Here is a 25,974-nt window from a genome sequence, read left to right on the forward strand (position 1 = left end):
GCCGTATATTTGTCCATTGGTTGAAAACCTTGTAAACTGTATATTAACAAGATTAATTCTATTAGTAAATGGGAAGAGTATTAGTTATTGGTGCAGGGGGCGTAAGTACCGTTGCTGTTAAGAAAATAGCGATGAATGCGGATGTCTTCACGGATATCATGGTAGCTAGCCGTACGAAAAGTAAATGCGACAAGATCGCCGCCGATATCAAGAACGTAAAAGTGCAAACCGCACAGGTAGACGCAGATAACGTGCAAGAGCTTGTTGCCTTGTTTAACGCCTTCAAACCGGATTTGGTGGTAAATCTGGCCTTACCTTATCAAGACTTGCATATCATGGATGCTTGTCTGGAATACGGCGTTAGCTATTTAGATACGGCCAACTACGAACCGCTTGATGAAGCCAAATATCAATACAGCTGGCAATGGGCCTATAAAGATCGTTTCGAGAAAGCCGGTCTTACCGCTATCTTGGGATGTGGTTTCGATCCGGGGGTTACCGGCGTATATACAGCCTATGCGGCAAAGCATCATTTCGACGAGATACACTATCTGGATATCGTAGACTGCAACGCAGGAGATCACCATAAGGCATTCGCTACCAATTTCAATCCGGAAATCAATATCCGTGAGATTACTCAACGTGGCAAATATTTCGAGGATGGGGAATGGAAGGAGACCGATCCGTTAAGCGTACATAAAGCCTTGAATTATCCGAATGTAGGACCGAAAGAATCGTATTTGATGTATCACGAGGAATTGGAAAGTTTGACCAAAAACTTCCCGACCCTCAAACGGGCTCGTTTCTGGATGACTTTCGGACAGGAATACTTGACTCATCTACGTGTCATCCAAAATATCGGTATGGCTCGTATCGACCCGATCCTTTACAACGGGCAGGAAATCGTTCCGATCCAATTCTTAAAAGCCGTATTGCCGAACCCGGGTGATCTGGGAGAGAATTATACTGGCGAGACTTCCATCGGTTGCCGCATCCGTGGTATCAAGGACGGTAAGGAATTAACTTATTACGTATACAACAACTGTAGCCACCATGCCGCTTATCTAGAGACAGGAGCGCAAGGTGTTAGTTATACCACCGGTGTTCCCGCCATGATCGGCGCCAAATTATTTATGCAAGGCATTTGGAAGAAACCGGGAGTATGGAATGTAGAGGAATTCAATCCGGACCCATTCATGAAAGAGCTAAATGAGCAAGGTTTGCCTTGGCATGAATTGTTTAACATTGACTTAGAATTGTAATATGGCAGTACAAATAGGCGATAAGGTTCCCGAGTTTTTGGGAACCGATCAAGACGGTAAAGAGGTAAAGATGAGTGACTATAAAGGGAAAAAAGTAGCGCTCTATTTCTATCCGAAAGATAACACGAGCGGTTGCACGGCGGAAGCATGCAGCTTACGTGACGGCTATCAAGCCTTACAAGCGAAAGGCTTCGAGATCATCGGAGTAAGCAAAGATAGCGCCAAATCGCATCAAGGCTTTATACAAAAGCAAAACTTACCTTTCCGTTTAATAGCGGACACAGACACGACCTTACAAGAACAGTTTGGTGTGTGGGCTGAGAAAAAAATGTACGGACGTTCATACATGGGGACTCTCCGGACCACCTTTATCATTAACGAGGAAGGTATTGTTACTAATATCATCGGGCCGAAAGAGGTGAAGACAAAAGACCATGCAAATCAAATCCTTAATTTATAAGGGACACATATGGCAAAAGAAGAAAATTTGTTCGAAGAAAAAGCGAAAGAAGAAGGTGGTAAACCAGCCGCTAACACGGATAAGCTAAAGGCTTTACGTGCGGCAATGGATAAAATCGAGAAGAACTACGGAAAAGGTTCGATCATGAAACTAGGCGATGAAAACATCGAGGATATCGAGGTGATACCGACAGGCTCTATCGCTTTAAACGCAGCGCTGGGCGTAGGCGGATATCCGAAAGGACGTATCGTCGAGATCTATGGTCCGGAATCTTCCGGTAAGACAACCATAGCGATCCATGCGATCGCCGAGGCTCAGAAAAAAGGAGGTATCGCCGCATTTATCGATGCGGAGCATGCTTTTGACCGTTTCTATGCTGAAAAGTTAGGCGTTGATGTAGAGAACCTATGGATCTCCCAGCCGGATAACGGTGAGCAGGCCTTGGAAATAGCCGAGCAGTTGATCCGTTCATCCGCCGTAGATATCATTGTTATCGACTCCGTAGCCGCTTTGACTCCTAAAGCTGAGATTGAGGGCGATATGGGAGACAGCAAGATGGGTCTGCAAGCTCGCTTAATGTCGCAAGCCCTTCGTAAATTGACAGCTGCGATCAATAAGACGAATACGACCTGTATCTTCATCAACCAATTGCGTGATAAGATCGGCGTAATGTTCGGGAACCCGGAAACGACGACTGGTGGTAATGCGTTGAAGTTCTACGCCTCAGTCCGTTTGGATATCCGTAGTATTGGAAAGCTGAAAGATGGTGACGAGATCAAGGGTAACCAAGTGCGTGTGAAAGTCATAAAAAACAAGGTGGCTCCTCCATTCCGCAAGGCAGAGTTCGATATCATGTTCGGTCAAGGTATCTCCCGTTCCGGAGAGATCATCGATCTTGGCTCTGAACTGAATATCATCAAGAAGAGCGGTTCGTGGTACAGCTACAATGATACCAAATTGGGACAAGGTCGTGATGCGGCAAAACAATGTGTCGAGGACAATCCCGAATTGGCAGACGAATTATCCGAATTAATATTTGAGGCATTAAAAGCCAACAAGTAATTTGCGGGGGCGGGCACCCCCCGCCCCTATACGAAATTGTAATGAGTAATAAAGACAAATATCGTTTACTTTGCAATACTGAAAAAAATATACCGATCTTCTCACATGACTGGTGGTTGGATACGGTTTGCGGAGAAAAAAAATGGGATGTCTTGCTTATAGAACAAAAGGGAAAGATACAGGCAACCCTCCCCCTTTACGTCCCCCATTCCGATATTGTCTCAATGCCTTCTTACACCCAAACAATGGGCCCTTGGTTCACCGCAAGTTCCTCCGACACGAAATATACGACCGAGTTAGGACGACGTCAAGAACTATGCAAACAATTCACGGAAGAACTAAAACGCTATCCGCACTTCCTGCAAAATTTCAATTATGACATCACGGATTGGCTTCCGTTTTATTGGGCGGGATATAACCAAACGACACGTTATACCTATTTATTAAAAAATATCCGGGATCATCAAGCGGTATGGGAGAATATGAGCCCCAATATCCGGCGAAATATTACGAAAGCGCAGAATAAATACCATATATCCGTAAAAAAAGGGATTCCTTTGAATGAGTTCCTAGCTGTACAAGCCCAAACATTTGACCGCCAGCATGTACGAATCAAGGAAGACACGAATGTACTGAAAGACTTGATCGCCACTTGCCGACAAAGAGGACAAGGTGATTTATGGGGAGGTTATGACGAGCAAGGCCATTTACATGCGGCCGCTTTCATCGTATGGCAAGATCGATCGGCTTACTATCTCGCTGGAGGAGGAAATCCGGTCTATAGAGGTTCCGGAGCGCAAAGCTACGTCCTGTGGGAATGTCTTCATTTCGTTTCTCAATTTACGACGGTATTTGATTTCGAAGGGTCTATGCTACCCGGAGTAGAACGTTTCTTCCGCGAGTTCGGAGCTATCCAAACCCCATTTTTCACAATATCTAGGGGGAAATTGAGTTTATTAGACAGAGCACGCATTAAACTAAGCAAATGGGTATGAAAAATCGCACTTTACATTATATAATACGTTTTCTTGTAGGAGATGATGTCCCTAGCGAACTGGTGGAAACGATCGGGTACACGGCTGATCCCAATAAATTCGACCGATATAACGTCGTTATCATTCCATCCGGCTTCTTTGATGGACAAACATACGGGACTCCTGCTTCCTTACCGGAACTCCCTTTGCAAGAGGTTCAAGGTATCCCCTTGTTATTCGGCTCGCCGAAAGAGGAATGGGTAAGAGATACATGGGTGGTTCATGCCGATATCATCGCAAGTACTTATTTTCTCATTTCCAGATACGAGGAGATGGTACGGCGTGGACTTCGGGATGAGCATGGAAGATTTCCCGGTAAAGAGTCCTTGCCCTACCGGGCCGGTTTCCTGCATCGTCCGATCGTGGATGAATATCGCATGCTGCTTCATCGTTGGCTACGCCAATCCCGGTTACGTGTACCCGAGGTAAAAAAGCAAATCCGGAAGATCTACCTCACGCACGACGTAGATTCTCCGACTCTATATCGTTCGTGGAAAGGTTTGATACGGTCTATTAGAGATAGAAGAGGTTTATATAAATCCTTTCAAGGTAAATTCGGTACCCTTGAGAAAGACCCGTTTTATACCTTCCCTTGGTTTTTCCGCCAGAATAGTATCCTTCAGGATTTGATCGGGAAGGAACAATGTCACCCTATCCTATTTATCCGGAACGGGGGGAAAGCCAAGCACGACAAACCTCATTACGATTTGAGGAATAAAGATATTCGTAAATTGATAAAAAGTGCTCTAGAGCATAATGTAACTATTGGTTTGCATAGTAGCTACCAAGCGGGTACGACTCCCAGCCTTATCCGGAAAGAGAAAACCGGTCTGGAAGATCATATCGGTAAAAATGTTCGGTTCAACCGTCATCATTTCTTGGCTATCCGGGAACCGGAAGATATGGACCAAATAGAGGCTGCTGGGGTTACGGACGATTTCACCATGGGGTATGCCGATGTCTCCGGATTCCGGTTAGGGACTTGCTACCCGGTTCGTTGGATCAATCCGATCACCCGCCGGCTATCTCCTCTCCGACTACATCCGCTTATTATAATGGATTGTACCCTAGAGGAGGAAAAATATATGGGACTGGATTTTGACAGGGCTTTAACCTATTGCCGGAATTTAGTGGAACAAGTAAATAATGTAGGAGGTGAATTGGTTTTACTATGGCATAATGACTCCGTACAAGAAGGGTCCGGAAGTTATTTACGTAAATTATACGCCCAGCTATTAAAAGAATTAGCGAAGCAGTGAAAACAACAAAATCCCTGTATTCAAATAAATCAGAAAGAATGATTACTAATTGTAAAAATATTTTAGTCCTCGCCCCTCATACGGATGATGGGGAACTTGGGTTGGGGGGAACTATCTCACGCCTGATAGAAGATGGTAAAAAAGTGACCTATGTGGCTTTCTCCACCGCACAGCAATCGGTTCCCGAAGGTTTTCCGAAAGATATCTTGAAGACAGAGGTCAAGCAAGCGACCCAGACCTTAGGTATAGAACCGGGAAACCTAATCATATACAATTACGAAGTAAGAAAACTGGGATACGCAAGACAAGAGATATTAGAGGAGTTAATACGCCTGAAAAAAGTATCCGATTTTGACCTAGTCTTCATCCCTAGCTTGCACGACATCCACCAAGATCATACGACGATCGCCCAAGAGGGTCTACGAGCGTTCAAAAACACGAATATATTAGGTTATGAGTTAATCTGGAACAACCTGACATTCAATACACAATGTTTTGTAAGGCTGGAAGAGCGCCATATCGACGCAAAGGTAGAATCATTGAAAGCCTATAAATCGCAAGGAGCGAGAGATTATCTATCCAAGGACTTTATCTATTCATTAGCAAGAGCACGGGGCGTCCAAGCAGGATGTACCTATGCGGAAGCGTTTGAAGTCATTCGTCTATTCTTATAACCCTGATTGAATCCATGAATAAACTCCTTATCATATGTGATATGTTCCCACCCGCTTTCGCCCCCAGAATGGGATATCTATGCAAATATTTGACACGCATGGGATGGGAAGTTACCGTAGTGACAGAATACATAGAAGACAATACATTCGAATTCCTTACGGGGTATGCGGACGTATATTGCGTCCGCTACTACAAAGCATCAGGAAAGATCTCAAAGCATATCGAATGGATGTGGGTCATGTTTCTAGACATCTTGTTTGGTTATAAAGACATGAAAATAATCAACGCATGTATTCCCTTAATAAAGACCAACCAGTACAAAGGAATATTGTGTAGCACATACCGTACCTTTCCTTTAACCGCCGCCAAGACGTTAGCGATCCATACCAACCTCCCTTTCGTCGTGGATTTACGAGATATTATCGAGCAATACGCCTCCAACGAATATATATCGCATAAATTCCATACATTTTCATGGCTAGACGCATTCATCACAAAGCGATTTCGCAAACGGTTACTTAGAAAGCGGAATAACGCTTTGGAGGTAGCGGATTGTGTCACGACCGTATCGCCTTGGCACGTGGAGGTACTTAAACAATATAATCCCAATGTAAAACTGATTTATAACGGATTCGATCCCGAGTTGTTCTATCCGCAACAAATCAAGACCTCCCGGTTTATCATTACCTATACCGGACGGTTGTTAAGTTTAGCGATCCGAAATCCGGAGTTATTATTTGCGGCCATCGCCCGTCTTACGGAGGACAAGGTCATTATCCCCGAAACTTTTCGAGTTGTATGGTATACCGATCAAGAGTCCCGCTCCATCATCCGCCAAGAGGCCGAACAACATGGGGTGCAATCTTTCATGGATTACCATGAGTATGTACCGGCATCCGATATTCCCCTCATCTTGAACAAAAGCTCGGTGCTGCTTTCCTTGACGAATAAGTTTGACACGTCTGGTCCAAAAGGCTTCATGACAACTAAGTTCTTTGAATCGCTTGCGGTAGAAAAACCCATCTTATGCGTACAGAGTGACGAGGCTTACCTCGCCGAAGCCATCAAGGAGACCCATTCCGGACTGGCCGCAACCCGGGTAGACGAGGTGTACGATTTCTTGAAACATTACTATGAGGAATGGCAGGAAAAAGGATATACGACCTCGCCCGTCAATCGGGATAAGCTATCGAATTATTCCCGGAAAGAGCAAGCTAGCCAATTTGCGCGTATATTTGAGGAGATTTAAGCAGATGGATAAATACCTCAACATAGTATCGTTCAATATACCTTATCCCGCCAATTACGGAGGGGTCATTGATGTGTATTATAAACTGGAGGCCTTGCATGCATGCGGCGTGAAACTCATATTACATTGTTTCGAATATGAACGTCCGCACGCACCGGAATTAGAAAGCATTTGCGACAAGGTTTTCTATTATAAACGCCGTACCGGGGTAATCGCTAATTTAACATGGCTCCCTTACAATGTATATAGCCGTAAAGATCATCGCTTGATCGAGAATCTTTTACAAAATGATTACCCGATCTTATTTGAGGGCCTCCACTCCTGCTATTATATGGACGATCCCCGTTTAAGAAACCGGATGAAGATATTCCGGGAGTGCAATATCGAGCACGATTATTATCGCCACTTGGCAAAGTCTGGCAAAGGATTGGTTCGCAATGCCTTTTTCAAGATCGAGGCCATGCGCTTCCAAGCCTATCAGAAAGTAGCACAGTACGCAAATCTGATAATCGCCGTATCCACGACAGACGCAGACTATTTACGAAAACAATTTCCCAATCAAAGGATCGAGTTCGTTCCTTGTTTCCACGAGAATAACCGGATTACGGCCAAACCGGGAAAATCCGATTATATTTTATATCATGGCAAGTTATCCGTTATCGAGAATGAGCGAGCCGTGTTATTTCTCACCAAGCATGTTTTCAGCCAATTAAAACATACCTGCATAATAGCGGGCATGAACCCGACCCGTTTGATACGAGAGGCAGCCGCTCCTTACCCACATATAAAAGTAGAAGCAAATCCCAGTAAGGAACGTATGGACGCATTGATCCACAACGCACAAATTCATATGCTAATCACATTTCAAGATACCGGCCTAAAACTAAAGCTTTTGAACAGCTTATTCGCCGGAAGGCATACGATTGTCAATCATCTCATGCTAGCGGGTAGCGGATTAGATCCTTTATGCCATATCGCCGATACGCCGGATGAGATGATACGGGCTTGCGAACAATTAATGGCCCTACCTATAGATAAAGAGGCGATAGATAAACGAAAACAATTATTGTTCCCTGCTTTTTCTAATGAAGATCAGGGGATACGTTTATACAAGATGATATATGATGAAAGAGAATAGAAGTGATTTATTACATACATTAACCGAACGTTTGAAAGCGATCGACTATAATAAATTACCTATCAGCGATTATAATAAGCGATACATCGGCAACTTAAAGCCGGCGTTAAGCTATTTCATGCATATATACGCAGATTGCCTACAAAGAGGACTTCAAGCGATACAAACCCCTATCTCCGATGTCACGCTAATCGATTATGGAGGAGGAACCGGCTTCCTTAGTATTCTGGCGAAATCCATAGGAATAGGACAAGTTATTTATATTGATCTTAACCCATCTTCCGTGGAGACGATCCAGCTATTGAAACAAATAATAGGAATAGGCCCCGATACCATACTCCATGGAGATTCAGATGTTCTTGCGGACTGGTGCGCAAGGAACAAAGTCTCCCCCCAACTTTTAATCGCTACGGACCTGATAGAACATGTCTATGATTTATCTTTGTTCTTCAAGGATTTAATCCATATAAACGATTCCATGTATCTACTATTCACGACAGCCTCTACACCATTCAACCCGTATGTCCAACAACGGTTACATAAGATGATGATCGGATGCGAAAGTGGATCTTTGGAATCCCCCAACTATTATACATTACGAGAGCAATTCATAACGAAACTTTGCCCGGCTTTCTCCCCAAAAGAAGTAGAGACATGGGCCCGGCAGACTAGAGGCTTGACCTATCCCGATATCCAAAAAGCGATCGAGAAAAAGAGTTTACCAAGCCCGGAAGACCCATACAATACTTGCGATCCGGCTACAGGTAATTGGGCCGAACGAATCCTTCCCATACAGACTTATGAGGACTTATTGGCACCCTACCAGTTCAAGCTTAAAGTAGAGAAAGGATTTTATAACGCAGACCGAAACAACCCAGTTCTTTCTTTGATATGCAAAGGTATCAACGCATTGATCCGCAACAGCGGCTCCTTTGGTTTTCTATTGGCACCATTCATCATTCTCTCCTGCGGCAAGGAGCGAGCAGATGCCATCTAGAACATATTCACGGGTCAAGTCCTCTGCTTTCAAGATTTGGTCGTTCCACTGCAATAAATCAATATCTATCGGCACACGCCCACAAGATTTATCTTCCGGCTTACGGCCGATGCAGCATTCTATACCTTTCAAGACATCCTTTATTCGCGCCGGACTCTCCTCGCTATACAAAACAGCCACTCGATTCAAAAATGTAGTTGATAATGGACAATCGATCGGTTCCGTATAAACTGGCTGAGAAAACTGTATAAAAACAAAATGAGCACGCAGCATCTCCGCCGCGCGCTCCATATTTTTCTCTTTATCCCAATTAGAGCCTAAGCACAATAGAACCCGGTTTCGTTTATTCTCCATCTCCGGCTAAAAGCGTTTAGTCATTCTTATGATTATTCAAGAATGTATTGATAAAACCGATCAACTTCACGAAAGAAGCGGAAAATTGTCCGGTATCGCTATTACGGATAGAGATAAATTTCTCCTTACCTTCCGTGGTAAATGAAACCTGATACATGATATCCCCTAAATCCCGGTTCGTCTCCTCCTCAAAGCCATAAGAGTCTTTCATCTTAAAGAAATTACATTTTTGCAGAATCGGTTTTAAAGAAGCAAACTCCTCGTCAGTCAATGTCCCCTCCATAATTTTAGGATCTCGTTTCTTGGCGAAATTATCCATATAATAATTATACTCCTCGATACGGAATGTCTTGTCACTATCAAACAGAACCATTAGTTTGTAGTTATCTACACTTTCCATACTATAACTAAAAGAGAAATCCTTCAATTCTTTTTTACAGCCTGTAAAACAAGCAGACAGAAGAACCAATAAGGTGGTGAACAAAGTAATTCGTAGTTTCATTTGTCTAAAGTTGAAATTTGTGGCACAAACATACATAAAATACTCGAAAAACAACCCATGGAAATAAAAAAATACCTATTAGTTGGTATTGGTGGTACGAAGTTTTCAAGCTACCTTCGCGTAACATTTAATAGGACATGAGATTATCAGAACTTCGCACAGGCGATAAAGGTGTTATAGTAAAGGTAATGGGTCGCGGAGCTTTCCGCAAACGCATTATCGAGATGGGATTTATCAGAGGGAAAGAAGTGATCGTTATACAAAACGCTCCGCTCAAAGACCCTATTCACTATCGTGTAATGGGATATGATGTCTCATTGCGACGCTCGGACGCCGCATTGATCGAAGTCGTTAGCGCGGCGGATTTCGAGAAGGAACAAGCTACCTCGGTACAAGATACGAACAGGAGTGCAGACTCTTTTATCCTGCCTTCCGGCAATGAATTGCAAGCCATCGCATTACATAAAGGAAAAACAATTAACGTAGCCTTGGTTGGTAATCCGAACTGCGGAAAGACCTCTCTTTTCAATTTCGCATCCGGAGCACATGAGCATGTGGGTAACTATAGCGGCGTGACCGTAGATGCCAAGGAAGGAACCTTCCAACAGAATGGCTATACATTCCGCATCGTAGATTTACCGGGTACTTACTCCCTATCCGCTTACACGCCGGAAGAATTATACGTGCGTAAGCATTTGAATGAAGAGCAACCAGACGTGGTGATCAATGTTATCGACGCATCCAATCTGGAGCGAAACCTATATTTGACCGCCCAACTGATCGATATGGACGTTCGCATGGTAATCGCCTTAAACATGTATGATGAGCTGGAACGCCATGGTAATAAATTCGATCATGAGTCCTTAGCGAAAATGATCGGGGCACCGATTATCCCGACCGTAAGTAAAACAGGCTTTGGCATAGAGGATTTGTTTAACCGTGTAATCAAGGTATACGAAGAAGAAGATCCTGTCATCCGTCATATCCATATTAATTACGGAGAGTCTTTAGAGAAAGGGATCAGCAACGTTAGGAAGACCTTGAAAAATAGCGTGGATATACCCAAAAGCTTGTCAAAGCGCTATCTATCTATCAAGCTATTAGAGGGAGACCGGGAGATAGAGACATTTATAAAAACGCTGCCCGGTGCCGAAACGATCTTCCAAGAAAGAGACCGTAATACAGCCCTAATAGAAAAGTTATTGCAAGAGGATTGTGAGACCGCATTCACGAACGCACGCTATGGCTTTATTTCCGGAGCGTTGCGTGAGACTTACGAACAAAATATGATCAAAGAGGCAACGAGTACGCAGATCATCGATCTATTCGTCACGCATAAAGTCTTAGGCTTCCCTATCTTTATCCTATTCATGTGGATCATGTTCGAGGCCACTTTCCGTTTGGGAGGCTATCCGATGGAATGGATAGAGGCATTGGTCGAGGTGATCGGTAATTTCGTGCGCAACCATATGTCGGAAGGACCTTTGAAGGATCTTCTCGTGGATGGTATCATCGGTGGCGTGGGAGGTGTTATCGTGTTCCTGCCGAATATCTTGATTCTGTATATGTTCATATCGTTCATGGAAGACTCCGGATATATGGCACGTGCGGCTTTTATCATGGATAAGATCATGCATAAGATGGGACTGCATGGAAAGTCGTTCATCCCTTTAGTGATGGGATTCGGTTGTAATGTTCCTGCTATCATGGCCTCCCGTACGATAGAGAGCCGTAATAGCCGGATGATAACGATGTTGGTAAATCCGTTGATGAGCTGTAGCGCCCGCCTGCCGGTTTATGTATTGCTGACCGGGGCGTTTTTCCCGAAGAACGCCAGCTTTGTGTTATTAGCTTTATATGTATCCGGAATCTTGCTGGCAGTTATCATGGCCCGTCTTTTCAAACGCTTCCTGTTTAACGAGGAGGATGTTCCTTTCGTAATGGAACTCCCCCCCTACCGGATGCCTACCGGCAAATCCATCATGATCCATATGTGGGAGAAAGCGAAACAATACTTGCACAAGATGGGAGGTATCATCTTGGTCGCTTCTATCATCATCTGGTTCCTTGGGTATTTCCCCAGACATTCGGAGAGCGGAGATCAGTTTGATCGCCAGATAGCGGAGATCGAAAATACGGAGTTGGATTCTCAAGAAAAAACAGATACGATAGAGGAGTTAGAACGCTTGAAGGCAATCGACCACCAACAAAATTCGTATATCGGGCGTATCGGCCAGACGATTCAACCGATCTTGGCTCCTTTAGGATTCGATTGGAAAATGAGTGTAAGCCTACTTACCGGTATGGCGGCGAAAGAAGTTGTTGTCAGCACGTTAAGCGTATTATACACGGGGAATGCCGATGATGACAGCCAAGCCCTGTCGGAGCGTTTGAAGCAAGACCGTAACGCGGAAGGTAATTTGGTATTCACACCGCTCATAGCGATTAGCTTAATGCTTTTCGTCTTGATTTATTTTCCGTGCATAGCGACTATATCGGCTATTGTCAACGAGTCTGGCTCATGGAAATGGGGTATATTCGTTATCATTTATACTTGTGTCCTAGCATGGATCGTTTCTTTCATTGTTTATCAAACGGGGAATTTCTTTGTGGGTTTATTCAGCTAAGAACTTTCCTATGTTTTATTTAGTTATATATAGGAGGTAAATTTATAGGTATGTGGCAAGATATAGCAGTTTGCGTTATTGGTATCTCGGTTATCGGATATATCGCATATAAGGTTTATCGAATGCTTACGAAACCGAAATCCAGTGATCCTTGCTGTGGGTGTAGTGGGTGTTCGTTGAAAAAAGAGTTTAGAATGAAGGAATAACAAAATATTTTTTATATTTGCGTTATTCTAATACACCATAGGTTATGAATAACACGGCCTTACAAATATATGCCCTTTTTATCCTGCTGATCTTATCAGTAGGCTGTAAAGATGATTGGAAAAACCTTAACTTGCGTAGCGGAGAGAATGAACCTTTTTATTGGGAAAACAATAAGCTCGCAGCTCAGAGACTAGCGAAAATCATGTACAATAAAACAGATAGTGGAAGTTATGAACGTTTTAAGATCGTCCATATTTCGGATTCTCATTTATCCTCTTGGTCTCCGAGCAATAATTACGAGTTACCTATAAATCTACGACAATCCATCCAATTCGCCAATCAACAAGAACTGCGGATCAATGCGATAACCGCTACGGGTGATTTTATCTCTATTGATAAGAAAAAGAAGGCGAAAGAATATATGCACTCATTTATTCATTACCTTTATGATGAAAATCATGTCCCCACCTTTATTTGTACAGGAAATCATGATAGTAATTCCGAAGAAGAGATAGGCAGTACCTTCTTTTATAAAAACGAGATCAACGAAATATTATTCGCCAACAGTAATTATTCGAAGAATCGAAATAGTGCCGAGAATTATTACTATTCGGATGTAGCAAACCCTCAAGGAGGTACGATCCGTTTCATCGCCCTCGATATGTTAGACCAACCAGCATCCCAATATAATACTTTATCTTACGCATATTTCTCCCAGAAACAAATAGACTGGCTTATAAACACCGCATTAAAAAATGGCATGACAGACCATCATAGCGTCATTATCTTAACTCATTACCCATTTCAACGCCGTAGTGTAAATAACGATACCTATTTATGTGATGGGGATTATGTCCATTCGTGGAATATGATTCCCGAAATCATTGAAGCCTTTCGTACTCGTTCCTTATTAGAAAAAGTATATCCAAATCAATTCAACCTAGACCCCATCAATGTCAAAGCAGATTTCAGTGACCGCAAAGGAGAATTTGTCTGCTATCTAGGTGGACATATCCACTGCAACGCCTATTTTGACGTGACTGGATTAGAAAACGAAAGCACGGAACTCGTTCCACAAAAAATGATCCTTTGTACCAATCAAGCTCCAAGTGAAAAAGGCGTGGTATACAACAGGGTCATACGTGAAGAGGATAGCCTATCAAGTAACAGTTTTTGTATCTATGCTGTAGATACAAAAGAAAAGAAGATTTACATCACCTATTTCGGTGCCTATAAACCTTCTAATGATTGTAACTATCCGGAGATTCATACAATCTCGTATAATTAAAATTTACCGACCTATACAATGATAGATAAAGCCGGTTTCCTCTAACTCTGTCTTGTCATAAATATTACGTCCGTCTAAAATTAAAGGCGTGGACATCAATTTCTTGATAACAGACCAGGAGGGCATACGAAATTCTTTCCATTCCGTAACAAGCAACAGAGCGTCTGCATCTATCACGGTCTCATAAATATCTTTACCATATGAAATCACCCCCACAGGTAAACGTCTTTGAGCCTCGGGCATTGCAACCGGATCATAGGCGGAAATTACACATCCGGCTTCTTTCAACTTTTTGATTAAGACTAGCGAAGGAGCCTCTCGCATATCATCCGTTTCCGGCTTAAATGCCAATCCCCATAAAGCAATTCGCTTACCTTGTATATCTCCTCTAAAATGTTTCATTAATTTACGGAACAATATCGATTTCTGCTCCTCGTTTACGGCTTCCACCGCTTCTAGGATACGCATTTGGTAACCACTGTTGGCTGCGGTCTTCACAAGCGCCTTAACGTCTTTAGGAAAACAAGACCCACCGTATCCACAACCCGCATATAAGAAACGACTACCTATACGGGCATCCGTACCGATTCCTTTACGTACCATATTAACATCCGCCCCAACTATCTCACACAAATTGGCAATATCATTCATAAAACTGATGCGAGTAGCCAACATAGCGTTCGCCGCATATTTTGTCATCTCCGCAGATGGCACATCCATGAAGATTACACGGAAATTATTTAACAAAAAAGGACGATACAATTTCGCCATCAACTTCTGAGCACGATCAGACTCAACCCCAACAACAACCCGGTCTGGACTCATAAAATCCTTGATAGCCGCACCTTCTTTCAAGAATTCAGGATTAGAAGCGATATCAAATTCAATACTCACATCTCGCAAGGCTTGTTCCTCCTTGATCGCTTTCTTGATTTTCTGGGCAGTGCCTACCGGAACCGTACTTTTCGTAACAACCAAGATATATTTATTCATATAGCGTCCTACCGTACGGGCAACCTCAAGCACATACTTCAAGTCTGCGCTACCATCCTCATCGGGAGGTGTACCAACCGCACAAAACAGTACCTCGACCTCATTCAAACATTCTTTTAAATCAGTCATAAAATGAAGACGACCAGCTTGGGAATTGCGTGCCACCATCTCGTCTAGCCCCGGTTCATAGATAGGAACTATGCCTTTCTTTAGATTCTCAATCTTTACCTTATCCACGTCCACACAAAAGACCTCAGTCCCCATTTCCGCAAAACAAGTACCCGTTACCAACCCGACATAGCCTGTACCTACAATCGCTATTTTCATATATATCTATTACTTATGTTTATAGTGCATTTAAAAGAGATACAAAAGTAAGACTATTTCAAGAATTATACATAACTTTGGAAGCTTTTTTGGCATAAGCATGAACTAAAAAAGGAAGTCAATATGAAAATTATCTCTGAAAATCAGATTAAGGATTTAGGAATTACGCCTGCGACCTGTGTAGATTGGGCGAAAGAAAGTTTCTCTATAAAAAACAAGGCTCAATTACCCGCAAAAATAAGTGTACACCCCCAAGGTAATGACTTTTTCACTTCCATGCCCTGCCTCTTACCCCAAGAATTCTCTAGGTTTGGAATCAAGGTGGTTCATCGTATTGTAGGTGGCATACCTGCTTTAGGAAGCGATATCCTACTCTATGATTCCAATACGGGAGAACTATTAGCCCTATTGGGTGGAGATTGGATAACCGCTATGCGTACAGGAGCTGTCGCCACTCTCGCTATCCAAACATTAAAAGCGACCGATGCCACTACTTACAGTTTCATCGGCTTAGGAAATACAGCTAGAGCAACTATGTTATGTTTACTTGATAGCCAAAAAAATACGCATCATACAGTTCAGCTATTAAAATATAAGGATCAAGCGGATTCCTTTATAGAGAGATTCGGGGCTTATCCCAATGTTACATTCTCGATCATAGACAATATAGAGAATCTCATATCCAACTCAGATGTTATTATCAGTTGTATAACAGACGCAAGCAACTTGATCTGTCCGAAAAATGACCTATTTAAAGAAGGATGCCTAGTCGTGCCGATACATACGAGAGGATTTCAAAATTGCGATCTCTTTTTCGACAAGGTATATGGCGATGATACCGATCATGTGAAGGGATTCCGTTATTTTTCCCAATTCAAACAATATGCCGAGCTAGAAGACGTTTTATCAGGTAGAACGGCTGGCAGAGAAAATGACCATGAACGGATATTAAGTTACAATATAGGTCTTGGTCTACATGATATTCTATTCGCAAGTAAAATTTATGATAGTTTATCTGCGCAATCTCCAGAGATTAAGATAGAAAGAGAGGTATCAAAATTCTGGATATGATATCGGTTTACATTATATGCAGCGTTTTAGATAATAGAATCATCTTATAAAGACAACCCCTTCTCGGTTATGTACAGTCAAATTGATATTTTGACAGTAAAATCGACAGGGGTATTTGTTTATACAATTAAAAAAGAATAAGATATGCAAGCGATCATATTAGCGGCAGGCATGGGCAAACGCCTTAAAGAGTTGACAAAAAACAACACAAAATGCATGATTAAGGTACATAATCAAACCTTAATCGAACGTATGCTTAAACAACTGGAAGCTCTATCTCTGAAACGTATAATTATCGTGATAGGTTATAAAGGAGAAAAGGTACGTGAGCTTATCGGAGATAAGATAAACAACACTCCTGTTCTTTATGTAGAGAACAATGTATATGATAAAACAAATAATATATACTCGCTATATCTCGCTAAAAACTATCTGGTGGAGGACGAGACAATTCTACTTGAATCCGATCTAATTTTTGAGAACTCCATTCTCAGCAAATTGATAAACCATCCCTATCCAAATTTGGCAGTAGTTGCCAAATACCAAAGTTGGATGGATGGTACCGTCGTACGGCTGGATGAGGATAACAATATATTGAACTTCATCTCAAAGAAAGCGTTTCAATTTTGCCAAAAGGAGTCTTATTACAAGACCGTAAATATATATAAATTCAGTAAGGAATTTTCCACTAATAAGTATATTCCGTTCTTGGAAGCTTATTGTAAAGCCCTCGGTAATAATGAATACTACGAACAAGTTCTAAAGGTAATATCCTTATTAGACAGACCGGATTTAAAGGCCTTGACGATTACAACCGAAAAATGGTATGAGATAGATGACCAACAGGACTTAAATAATGCGGAAGCCTTATTTTCGGAAGGCAAGCAAGCATTATCTTTATACGGCAAACGTTACGGTGGATACTGGCGTTTCCCTATGTTATTGGATTTCTGCTATCTCGTCAACCCTTATTTCCCAAATACCCGATTGAAGGAAGAAATGAAAGCCAATTTCGATACTCTCCTTACCGAATATCCTTCCGGTATGCAAGAAAACGCTCAACTAGCCGCCCGTTATGCGGGAATATCCTCCGAACAAATCATCGTAGGAAACGGAGCGGCCGAGTTAATCAGTGGTTATATGCGTATGACCTCTAAGTATACCACAGGAGTTATATTACCAACATTCGAGGAATACCCGAACCGTTTGGCCCCTAAGCAGCTGGTGTATTATACTCCCAGCAACCGAGACTTCTCTTATACTGCTTTAGACATTATATCTTTCTTTGATAACAAAGCGATTGAGCAACTTTTGATAATTAACCCTGATAACCCATCTGGAAATTTATTATCTAAAAATGAGATATTTGCGCTAGTCGAATGGTCCGAACGAAAAGGGATTCGTTTAATCATAGATGAATCTTTCCTTGATTTCGCAAATCCTGAAAATAAACTTTCCCTGTTAGATAAAGAGCTTTTAAACAAATATCCACATTTGATTGTCATTAAGAGCATATCAAAGTCATACGGCGTTCCCGGATTACGATTAGGTTTCTTAGCGTCGGGAAACAAAGATCTCATAAGAACGTTGAAAAAAGACATATCGATTTGGAACATCAACTCCTTCGCTGAATTTTATATGCAGATTTTCGTGAAATACAGTGATGACTACGACAAAGCCTGCCATAAATTCTTAAACGAAAGAGAGCGTTTCTTCCAGAATCTACAGGCAGTCTCATATCTTAGGGTTATTCCTTCCGCCGCAAATTATTTCTTATGTGAAGTAACCGATACTTACACATCGGAGGAACTTTGTAGCTCTTTATTGTCGGGAAATAATATCTTGATAAAAAACTGTGGAACTAAAGCAGGGTTTGAAGGGAAACAATATATCCGAATCGCTATCCGGAACAAGGAAGACAATGATAAGCTAATAGAAGCGCTGACTTCATTGAATAAATAAGGAAGTTCAATCCGGTCTTTATTATATGGAAATAAAAAAGAAGCTCAAGAATCCTATGGTTATAAATTTTATCTCCTTGGCATTGCTCCAAGGAGTTAATTATTTATTACCTTTATTATCATTCCCTTTTCTTTTCAGAGTACTCGGTGTAGAACGCTGGGGGCTCGTGACGTTCGGCTATGCCTTGATGCAATATTTCATTATGTTTACGGATTTTGGCTTTAACCTATCAGCCACGAAATATATCTCTGAGCATAAAACGGATTTAGGTAAAATCAACTCTTACCTAAATAGCACAATGCTTGGACGTTTCTTTTTATGTGGGGTCAGCTTCGCCATACTACTCATTCTGATCACTTGTTTTGATAAGTTTAAGTCAGAATCTTCTTTTTATCTCCTATATTTTGGCATGATCATAGGCAATGTTATGTTTCCTATGTGGTTTTTTCAAGGCATGGAGAATATGAAATACATTACGGTATTCAATATCGTAGCGAAATCATTGAGTTTCCTTCCCTTTTTCATCTTCATTCGAAAACCGGAAAATTATATATACGTACCGATATGCTATAGTTTTGGCTTTATTCTTGCCGGGATCGTTAGTATCTTTATTGTTTACTTCAGAATGGGGATGAAATGGTACTTCACATCAATCGAAGAAGTTAGTAACTCCTTAAAAGATAGTTCCACTTATTTTCTCTCCCGGGCCTCTACCTCTTTGTTCACCACAAGCAACTCGTTTCTATTGGGTTTGATTTGCGGAAACACAGCGGTGGGTTACTATTCGGCAGCAGAGAAGCTATATCAAGCGTACAATCAGTTATTGACACCATTCACTGGGGTTTTATTTCCGCATATAGCGAAAAGTAGAGATGTCTTGTTCTTTAAAAAAGTATTCTATAGAATAACATTCTCCAACTTCTTTTGCGTAACGACCGTACTTTTATTCTCAAGTTATGTATTAAGATTTGTCTATGGGACAGCCGATCCGGATATCTTAGAAGTATTCCGGATACTTGTAATCGCTTGTTTCGTAACCATCCCCTCTATGTTACTAGGATATCCATTTCTGGCGGCCATGGGGCACCCTCTATATACGAACTATACAGTTATGACCACCTCCATGGTACACATCACTGGATTAGCGATCCTATATGTTTGCGGAATGATCGCCCCTATCACGGTAGCAATGATGGTAGTCGTGTCTGAGACACTTCTTTTCCTTTTCCGTATTTGGGGGATACGTAGGTTCGGGCTATTCCGAGCGTAAGAAGCTGAGGCAAATTTGACAAGTGATTTAAGAAAAGACATATCTTAGCTTCATCAACCAAGTATCTTAGGTTCGTTGGCAAAGTATGTTAAGTTACTTTGCCGATGAAGTTAACTTACTTTTTTGCCCAACTTTCCCACAAAACGCAAATTCCCGATAAAAGGTCGTAATAGCCATAAAGATTTAAAAGTTCATGGCCATTACAACATATAGTTCATTGTATTAAAATGCGTGTATTTGGATGCACATTTAAAGTAGTAGAAGAAAATTGCTTTGCGGTCACGCACACGGTTTCTACACTATCAAGCCCAGTAAACCTAAACAAAGAAAGGCAAGGTCTCACGTCTACTGTTCGTAAAACATAGTTCGATGAGCAATCAATATATTGCAACGCAGGATTACCAGATAAATCTAACGATTGCAAAGCACAGGATCTACAATCCAAGTTTTGCAGGCTAGGATTACCTTTTATATTCAACATCTTAAGTTGAGAATTTGATGGACACCTCAAGGTTTCCAATAACGGGGAATTACTCGTATCCAAACATTCTATATCCATGTTAGAACATAGAAGATAAATTAAATTAGTTTTCTCGCTCAAGTCTAATTCTTTAATGCCCACCCATTCCATTGTTACCTCTTCCAACGCTCCGCAATCAGCGAACGACAACTCATCTTGATATAAATGATAAATTTTCAAGTATTTAAGAGATTGACATCCATTCAAACGTAAAAAAGCACTAGGATTATAATTATAAAATTCCAGATGCTCAAGGGAAGCACATCCACTAAGATCCAAGCCCGGAAAACTTTCAGTTGTATATAGTTTTAGGCCTCGGATACTTTTATTGAAATCCAAGCAAGTTAATCCATAGCAATCTAAAAACAAATTAGGACAATCACTAACATCTACTTCCCCCGCATTTCCCTCCAACCGGGTATTATCAAGGCTCGTACAACCTTTAAACTGTAATGAGGTCAGGAGGCTAGATGTTATATACAATGATTCCAACGCTGAACAATTCTGGATATCAACAGAAGAAGGTTGGGCATCCGACCGATAAGTCAAATTCCGCAAATTAGGATAAAGACTTCCTTTTAGTTCTTTTATCGTCATATTATATACCGTGATACTTTCTAAAGCATGATTCTTACTTAAATCCAAAACACCATCTCCACTATCAATAAATATTTCCTTCAAACGAATACAATCTGATAGGTCTATATTGCCAATGCGTCTACTTTCAAACGTTTCCAAGCCAACACACCCTTCCAAGTTAATCGAATACGCATAATCAGCGGCCAAACTTTTTAAAGACTTACAACCTTTCAAGTTCAATGCATAATTCTTACCTGTAGGAGTAAATTCCTCTAATGCTTCGCAACCACTCAAATCAATATCCATTAAACCAATAGCTCCCGTAAAAACAATGCGCTTCAAACGTTTATTATTCTTTAAATCTAAGTTTTGGAAACTAGCCCCATCTGAGTAATATGCGATAGATGATAGCTGCTCCAAGGACGGCAAATCATTAAGAATAACTCCTGTTGTCTTTATTTTGAGGCATAAATTCTTTAATTGCTTACAAGCATTTATATCTATCGATTCAAGAACCACCGTAGAACAAGTCAAACTATCTAACTTACAATCTTCGGGAAGCTTCAGATAATTGGTATGGGAATTACATACCAAGATCTTTAATGCTTTATTCTGACTAAGATCTACAGAATCAACCAGTGCGTAAGTCAATGACTCTAACGAAGTGAAAAACTCAATCCCTTCATTGATCCGTAAGATTTGAACTCTTCTCCCGGATCCATAATGTAATCTTCCCATTCAGCCCTCCTTTACCAGGAGGAGTTGGGGTCGGATCAGGAATCGGGTCTTCTTTTCAACATCCCACAATAAACACAATCGCAAATACATAGGCAAACCATTTCAATGTTTTCATAATTATCTCCATCTAATATTATTAGATATAAATGGAAAATAGAAACATATATTATCGTATATTCCTTATTTAATATGTAATGTATTTGAAGAAAATATCATTTTACCATTTCTTCTACCTATAGTATAACCAATATCTGATAATCCAGCTGTCGGCATATAACCACATTCTGGAGAATAATTTGAAGTAACAATAAAATCCTCAGACTCATAAACGTCAATTTCACCCTGCCTCGTATCAACAATATATATTGTATGCGGCAGAACGCCTACCAACTAAGCCGTTGAAGTATCAAACGCCATTTTAATATTAGAAGAAAGAATTCGTATCGCACTACACCCTCTAGCCACACAATATTCATTAGTTCTTGATATTGCTCTCAGATTCTCAGGTACAACATCTGTTGTATCCTGCATATTTATAGACAAACATGCTCCATCTCTCACTCCCAAATTAGAATTTAACAAATCTTCATTTGAGCAAGAAACAAATAAAGTCAAACAAAATAAAAATATGCATATAGATAATTTTCCTAAAAGAAAAAAAATTCAATAATATCTCAGTTCTTCATTTTCACCAGATACAAACAAAAATCTATCAATCAACAATTTACACATTTTCATACAAACCACAAAAAGCAAATAAATGCAAAAAGGATGATGAAACATAGTTTATTCCAAGAATAACCCATAACTTTGTTTCATAATATAAATATGTACAAGTTACTCAACGTACTCTTATAAAAGTATGATACAGTCTTTGATTAATAAACATTTTTTCAATCTGCTTCTTTTCACCTTGACTTTTGGTATATTGTTATACGATGCCATCGGGTTTGATTATACAGATGAAATTTGCGCCTTATTCCTATTCGTTTTATTCGGTATATATCTGTTTTCCACATCCGACTGGAACTTCAACAAGGGCTTTTTAACAACCATTGGTATTTTCCTGTTCTATTTTTGCTACTCCCTATACATTGGAAGTAATACGAAAACAGCGATAATATCAGATATGTTAATCCAGATCAAGCCTTATCTCGCTTTTTTCTGCGTATACTCAATGATGCCAAGATTTAGCGAATCCCAGAAAAATATCATGAAATCAATATGCCTTGTATTTTGGTTTCTCTTGCTTCTGATGGGACTAGGAAAAGCTGTAGAGCCTAGGATTTTATTCCATCTCATGGGACATCCGGCTTATTATGCGGCAGCCGTTGTATGCGTTTCCCTTTGTTATTTGTATTGCAGTAAGTTCACTAATCTGGATAAGATTACATTTGTTGCTTTATTGTCTATTGGACTAATATCTGGTAGATCTAAATTCTATGGATTTTTCGCTCTAGCCACATTTATCACGTTCTACTTCTCAAATATAAAGCAGTTCAAGTTAGACGCAAAGAATATTACGATCATATTACTAACTATTGTCGCAGTATTATTTGTCGCTAGAGAGAAGATCTATTTCTATTTCTATCAGACATTAACCAGCGAGGTAGACAAAGACATGATCGCCCGGTATGTATTATATGCGACCGCCCCACAGATATTAATAGATTACTTTCCTTTCGGTAGCGGGTTCGCCAGCTTTGGGACTTTCTCCTCAGGAGTGTATTATTCGAGTATCTATTCAAAATATGGAATAGATGGAGTATGGGGTATGAGTAAGGACCATTACAACTTTATAGCGGATACCTACTACCCTTCTTTAGCTCAATTTGGCATTGTAGGGATTATCTTATACATCACTTTTTGGATCTATATCCTTATGAAGGCAATTAAATTCCATAAAAGGACATATAATATGAAATGCTTATCGATGGTATTGATGATCATTGGTTTCTTTATCATTGAGGGCACTACCGACTCAACATTTACAACGCATAGAGGCTTTTTTGTCCTTATGCTATTAGGTTTAATATTATCAGATTTGAAGAACGGGGTGACAGATGAAGTTCATCCAAATGCAAAAGAGTTACAAGATGAAAATACTTCAGATAAATAAATACTTTTTCAAAAAAGGAGGTGCGGAAACTGTCTTTTTCAACACGATTCAGCTCCTCGAGAGACATGGGCACACAGTTATCCCATTCAGTCTTAAGAATAAGAAGAACGAACCTTCTCCTTATGAGTCGTATTTTGTAGACTATCCAGAACTATCGGAATCTTCTTTACCCAAGAAAATAAAAAATTTACCGGCTTTTATCTATAATAAAGAAGCCGCACGTAAATTAGAGAAGTTGATCCAAAAGGAGAAACCGGATGTAGCACATATACATCTGATGTTTAATAGTATGTCTGTATCGATCTTACCAGTCCTCAAGAAATACAATATTCCTATTATCATGAGTGTCCACGACTATCGTTTAGTCTGTCCTGCATACACATTCACGGATGGAAAAAGGAATTTTTGTGAGCGTTGTAAGACCGGGAATTACTACAATTGCATAACACACAAATGCTCAAAAGGTAGCCTCATCAACAGTTTCATGTTGAGCATGGATAGTTATTTCCGATCAAAATTCTATTCTCCGATCGATTACATCAATCGATTCATATTTGTCAGCAAATTCTCTATGAATAAGCATATTCAAGTAGAGAACCGATTCAAGGATAGATGTACTTATTTGTATAATTTTACCCCGAAGGTAAAAGATTACAGTTCAACAAAAGGAGATTATATCTTTTTCTTTGGAAGAATATCCGAGGAAAAAGGTATCCTCACCTTATTGAATGCGATCAAGCAAGTTCCTGATATAAAATTAAAATTAGCTGGAACCGGACCTTTATTGGAGCAACTAAAGTCTCAATGCCCTCCAAACGCAGAGTTTCTGGGATTCAAACAAGGAGAAGAACTGCGGGAACTTATTCACAATGCCTCTTTTGTTGTAGTCTCATCCGAATGCTATGAGAATAACCCGATGACAATCATTGAATCCTATATGATAGGAACTCCTGTTATTGGTAGTGATTTGGGAGGAATACCAGAGTTGATTATTGAAAACAAAACCGGATATACATTCAAGCCAAAATCACCCGATGACCTAAAAGAAACGATTACAAAGGCTTGTTCTATATCAGAGGAAGAATATGCGAGAATGTCGGATGAGGCGAAGAAATTCGCAATGGATAACTTCTCAGAAGAAAGCCATTATCAAAAACTCATCAAAAACTATCAACTCATTATCGATCAGAATAAGCGATGAAAAATGTCTATGTATTTGGGACAAGAGGCTTTCCGAATGTACAAGGAGGCGTAGAGAAGCATTGTGAGCAACTTTATCCGGAACTGACTTCTAAATATAACATTTCTATATTCAGAAGGATTCCATTCTTAAAGAAAAATGCGGAAAAGGTATATAAAGGCATACGATTCATAGATCTACCTTCTACACGAATAAAAGGGTTTGAGCCTTTTTTCCATTCATTCTTGTGCACTATATATTGTATTATTAAGAGACCAGATATCGTACATATCCATAACATTGGTCCCGGAATGTTTATACCACTCCTTAAACTCGCTGGGTTGAAAGTTGTCCTTACGTATCATAGCGCAAACTATGAACATAAGAAATGGAATTACATATCCCGAAAAATATTAAAATTCAGCGAATGGATAGCTGTTAATGGTTCTACAGCCGTAATCTTTGTCAATAAAAAGCAAATGTGTCTTTTCAATGATAAAATTCAGCGTAAATCCACTTATATACCGAATGGAGTATATCGCAAGCAACTAGCGACAAGGACTGATTATATAGAGAAACTTGGGTTACAACCTCAAAAATATATTTTAGCTGTTGGACGTATTACACAGGAGAAAGGATTTGATTATCTGATTGATAGCTACGTACAATCTTTACCTCATGACTTCAAGCTCGTTTTAGCCGGAGGAGTAGACCATAACTCCTCCTATTCGTCCGAAATCAGCGAAAGAGCCCAAAAACAGAATGTAATCATGCCCGGATATGTGGATGGAGAATTTCTAAGGCAATTATACTCCCATGCCAGACTTTTTGTATTACCTTCTTATAATGAAGGCTTCCCATTAGTACTTTTAGAAGCGATGAGTTATCATCTACCTATATTGGCAAGTGATATACCCGCTAATAAATTACTTGAGCTAAATCCAGGGGACTATTTCAAAACAGGGGATGCTTTGGATCTATCTAAGCACATAAAACAAAAACTGGCTCAAGAATTTACCAGAGTTGACTATCCACTCGACGAGTATACGTGGCAGAATGTCAGCGACAAAGTAACTACAATCTTTGACAAGATATAAAAAA

The 25,974-nt window shown here is 40.5% G+C and carries 22 protein-coding genes; 18 read left to right on the forward strand and 4 right to left on the reverse strand.

Translation table 11 applies throughout. The features are described from left to right. Positions 1-68 precede the first annotated feature (68 nt). The 9 genes from BDI_RS07240 to BDI_RS07280 are packed head-to-tail and all read left to right on the forward strand — an operon-like array spanning position 69 to position 9,136. A complete protein-coding gene (locus BDI_RS07240) occupies positions 69-1,262 on the forward strand; it encodes a saccharopine dehydrogenase family protein (protein ID WP_005856184.1) in 1,194 nt (397 codons plus the stop codon). Position 1,263: 1 nt separating this feature from the next. Continuing rightward, positions 1,264-1,722, forward strand: a complete 459-nt coding sequence (gene bcp, locus BDI_RS07245) for a thioredoxin-dependent thiol peroxidase (protein WP_005856182.1) — start codon at positions 1,264-1,266, stop codon at positions 1,720-1,722. A gap of 9 nt (positions 1,723-1,731) precedes the next feature. Continuing rightward, a complete protein-coding gene (recA, locus tag BDI_RS07250) occupies positions 1,732-2,784 on the forward strand; it encodes a recombinase RecA (RefSeq protein ID WP_005856173.1) in 1,053 nt (350 codons plus the stop codon). A 41-nt stretch (positions 2,785-2,825) separates the two neighbouring features. Further along, positions 2,826-3,779, forward strand: a complete 954-nt coding sequence (locus tag BDI_RS07255) for a GNAT family N-acetyltransferase (RefSeq protein ID WP_005856171.1) — start codon at positions 2,826-2,828, stop codon at positions 3,777-3,779. Then, the gene (locus BDI_RS07260; RefSeq protein WP_010184336.1) at positions 3,770-5,077 is read left to right on the forward strand and encodes a polysaccharide deacetylase family protein; all 1,308 of its coding nucleotides are present in this window, start codon (positions 3,770-3,772) and stop codon (positions 5,075-5,077) included. Before BDI_RS07255 ends, BDI_RS07260 begins: the two co-directional genes overlap by 10 nt. A 38-nt stretch (positions 5,078-5,115) precedes the next feature. Further along, positions 5,116-5,751, forward strand: coding sequence for a PIG-L deacetylase family protein (locus BDI_RS07265; RefSeq protein WP_005856167.1), 636 nt, complete (start codon positions 5,116-5,118; stop codon positions 5,749-5,751). 14 nt (positions 5,752-5,765) lie between these two features. After that, positions 5,766-7,001, forward strand: coding sequence for a glycosyltransferase (locus BDI_RS07270; protein WP_005856164.1), 1,236 nt, complete (start codon positions 5,766-5,768; stop codon positions 6,999-7,001). A 4-nt stretch (positions 7,002-7,005) separates the two neighbouring features. After that, positions 7,006-8,139, forward strand: a complete 1,134-nt coding sequence (locus BDI_RS07275; RefSeq protein ID WP_005856162.1) for a hypothetical protein — start codon at positions 7,006-7,008, stop codon at positions 8,137-8,139. Then, the gene (locus BDI_RS07280; RefSeq protein WP_005856160.1) at positions 8,123-9,136 is read left to right on the forward strand and encodes a class I SAM-dependent methyltransferase; all 1,014 of its coding nucleotides are present in this window, start codon (positions 8,123-8,125) and stop codon (positions 9,134-9,136) included. Before BDI_RS07275 ends, BDI_RS07280 begins: the two co-directional genes overlap by 17 nt. Here BDI_RS07280 and BDI_RS20200 read toward each other — a convergent pair. Then, positions 9,080-9,490: a 2-amino-4-hydroxy-6-hydroxymethyldihydropteridine diphosphokinase gene (locus tag BDI_RS20200; protein ID WP_011966464.1), complete on the reverse strand. Its 411-nt coding sequence runs from the start codon at positions 9,488-9,490 to the stop codon at positions 9,080-9,082. The genes BDI_RS07280 and BDI_RS20200 overlap by 57 nt on opposite strands. A gap of 16 nt (positions 9,491-9,506) precedes the next feature. Next, a complete protein-coding gene (locus BDI_RS07285) occupies positions 9,507-9,992 on the reverse strand; it encodes a hypothetical protein (protein WP_005856155.1) in 486 nt (161 codons plus the stop codon). A gap of 137 nt (positions 9,993-10,129) precedes the next feature. Here BDI_RS07285 and feoB point away from each other — a divergent pair, with 137 nt between their 5' ends. Genes feoB through BDI_RS07295 form a run of 3 tightly spaced genes read left to right on the forward strand, consistent with a single transcriptional unit; the run spans position 10,130 to position 14,114 of the window. Continuing rightward, positions 10,130-12,619 (forward strand): ferrous iron transport protein B, encoded by a 2,490-nt coding sequence (gene feoB / locus BDI_RS07290; RefSeq protein ID WP_008780422.1) that lies wholly within the window; start codon positions 10,130-10,132, stop codon positions 12,617-12,619. 50 nt (positions 12,620-12,669) lie between these two features. Next, positions 12,670-12,825: a FeoB-associated Cys-rich membrane protein gene (locus BDI_RS21460; protein WP_085931154.1), complete on the forward strand. Its 156-nt coding sequence runs from the start codon at positions 12,670-12,672 to the stop codon at positions 12,823-12,825. A 44-nt stretch (positions 12,826-12,869) separates the two neighbouring features. Next, positions 12,870-14,114 carry a metallophosphoesterase family protein gene (locus tag BDI_RS07295; RefSeq protein WP_008780421.1) on the forward strand — a complete coding sequence of 415 codons (1,245 nt, stop codon included), beginning with the start codon at positions 12,870-12,872 and terminating at the stop codon, positions 14,112-14,114. Between the two features lie 3 nt (positions 14,115-14,117). Here the strand turns inward: BDI_RS07295 and BDI_RS07300 are convergent, their stop codons facing one another. Continuing rightward, complete coding sequence (locus BDI_RS07300) at positions 14,118-15,434, reverse strand: UDP-glucose dehydrogenase family protein (protein ID WP_008780420.1); 1,317 nt, start codon at positions 15,432-15,434, stop codon at positions 14,118-14,120. Positions 15,435-15,557: 123 nt separating this feature from the next. Between BDI_RS07300 and BDI_RS07305 the strand changes: the two genes are divergently transcribed. From BDI_RS07305 to BDI_RS07315, 3 genes are all read left to right on the forward strand, one after another. After that, the gene (locus tag BDI_RS07305; RefSeq protein WP_008771831.1) at positions 15,558-16,505 is read left to right on the forward strand and encodes an ornithine cyclodeaminase; all 948 of its coding nucleotides are present in this window, start codon (positions 15,558-15,560) and stop codon (positions 16,503-16,505) included. A gap of 144 nt (positions 16,506-16,649) precedes the next feature. Continuing rightward, on the forward strand, positions 16,650-18,467 hold the full coding sequence (locus BDI_RS07310) for an aminotransferase class I/II-fold pyridoxal phosphate-dependent enzyme (protein WP_008780419.1): 1,818 nt from the start codon (positions 16,650-16,652) through the stop codon (positions 18,465-18,467). A gap of 25 nt (positions 18,468-18,492) precedes the next feature. After that, the gene (locus tag BDI_RS07315; protein WP_008771829.1) at positions 18,493-19,737 is read left to right on the forward strand and encodes an oligosaccharide flippase family protein; all 1,245 of its coding nucleotides are present in this window, start codon (positions 18,493-18,495) and stop codon (positions 19,735-19,737) included. Positions 19,738-19,951: 214 nt separating this feature from the next. Here the strand turns inward: BDI_RS07315 and BDI_RS21025 are convergent, their stop codons facing one another. After that, positions 19,952-21,574, reverse strand: a complete 1,623-nt coding sequence (locus BDI_RS21025; RefSeq protein ID WP_011966465.1) for a hypothetical protein — start codon at positions 21,572-21,574, stop codon at positions 19,952-19,954. A gap of 1,213 nt (positions 21,575-22,787) precedes the next feature. Here BDI_RS21025 and BDI_RS07325 point away from each other — a divergent pair. The 3 genes from BDI_RS07325 to BDI_RS07335 are packed head-to-tail and all read left to right on the forward strand — an operon-like array spanning position 22,788 to position 25,970. After that, a complete protein-coding gene (locus BDI_RS07325) occupies positions 22,788-23,693 on the forward strand; it encodes an O-antigen ligase domain-containing protein (RefSeq protein ID WP_229033905.1) in 906 nt (301 codons plus the stop codon). Beyond that, entirely contained in the window at positions 23,671-24,894 is a 1,224-nt protein-coding gene (locus BDI_RS07330) for a glycosyltransferase family 4 protein (RefSeq protein WP_011966467.1), read from the forward strand. The genes BDI_RS07325 and BDI_RS07330 overlap by 23 nt, the downstream gene beginning before the upstream one ends. Next, positions 24,891-25,970 carry a glycosyltransferase family 4 protein gene (locus tag BDI_RS07335; RefSeq protein ID WP_011966468.1) on the forward strand — a complete coding sequence of 360 codons (1,080 nt, stop codon included), beginning with the start codon at positions 24,891-24,893 and terminating at the stop codon, positions 25,968-25,970. Before BDI_RS07330 ends, BDI_RS07335 begins: the two co-directional genes overlap by 4 nt. Positions 25,971-25,974: the final 4 nt, after the last annotated feature.

The sequence above is a fragment of the Parabacteroides distasonis ATCC 8503 genome, from assembly GCF_000012845.1.
Lineage (GTDB): Bacteria > Bacteroidota > Bacteroidia > Bacteroidales > Tannerellaceae > Parabacteroides > Parabacteroides distasonis.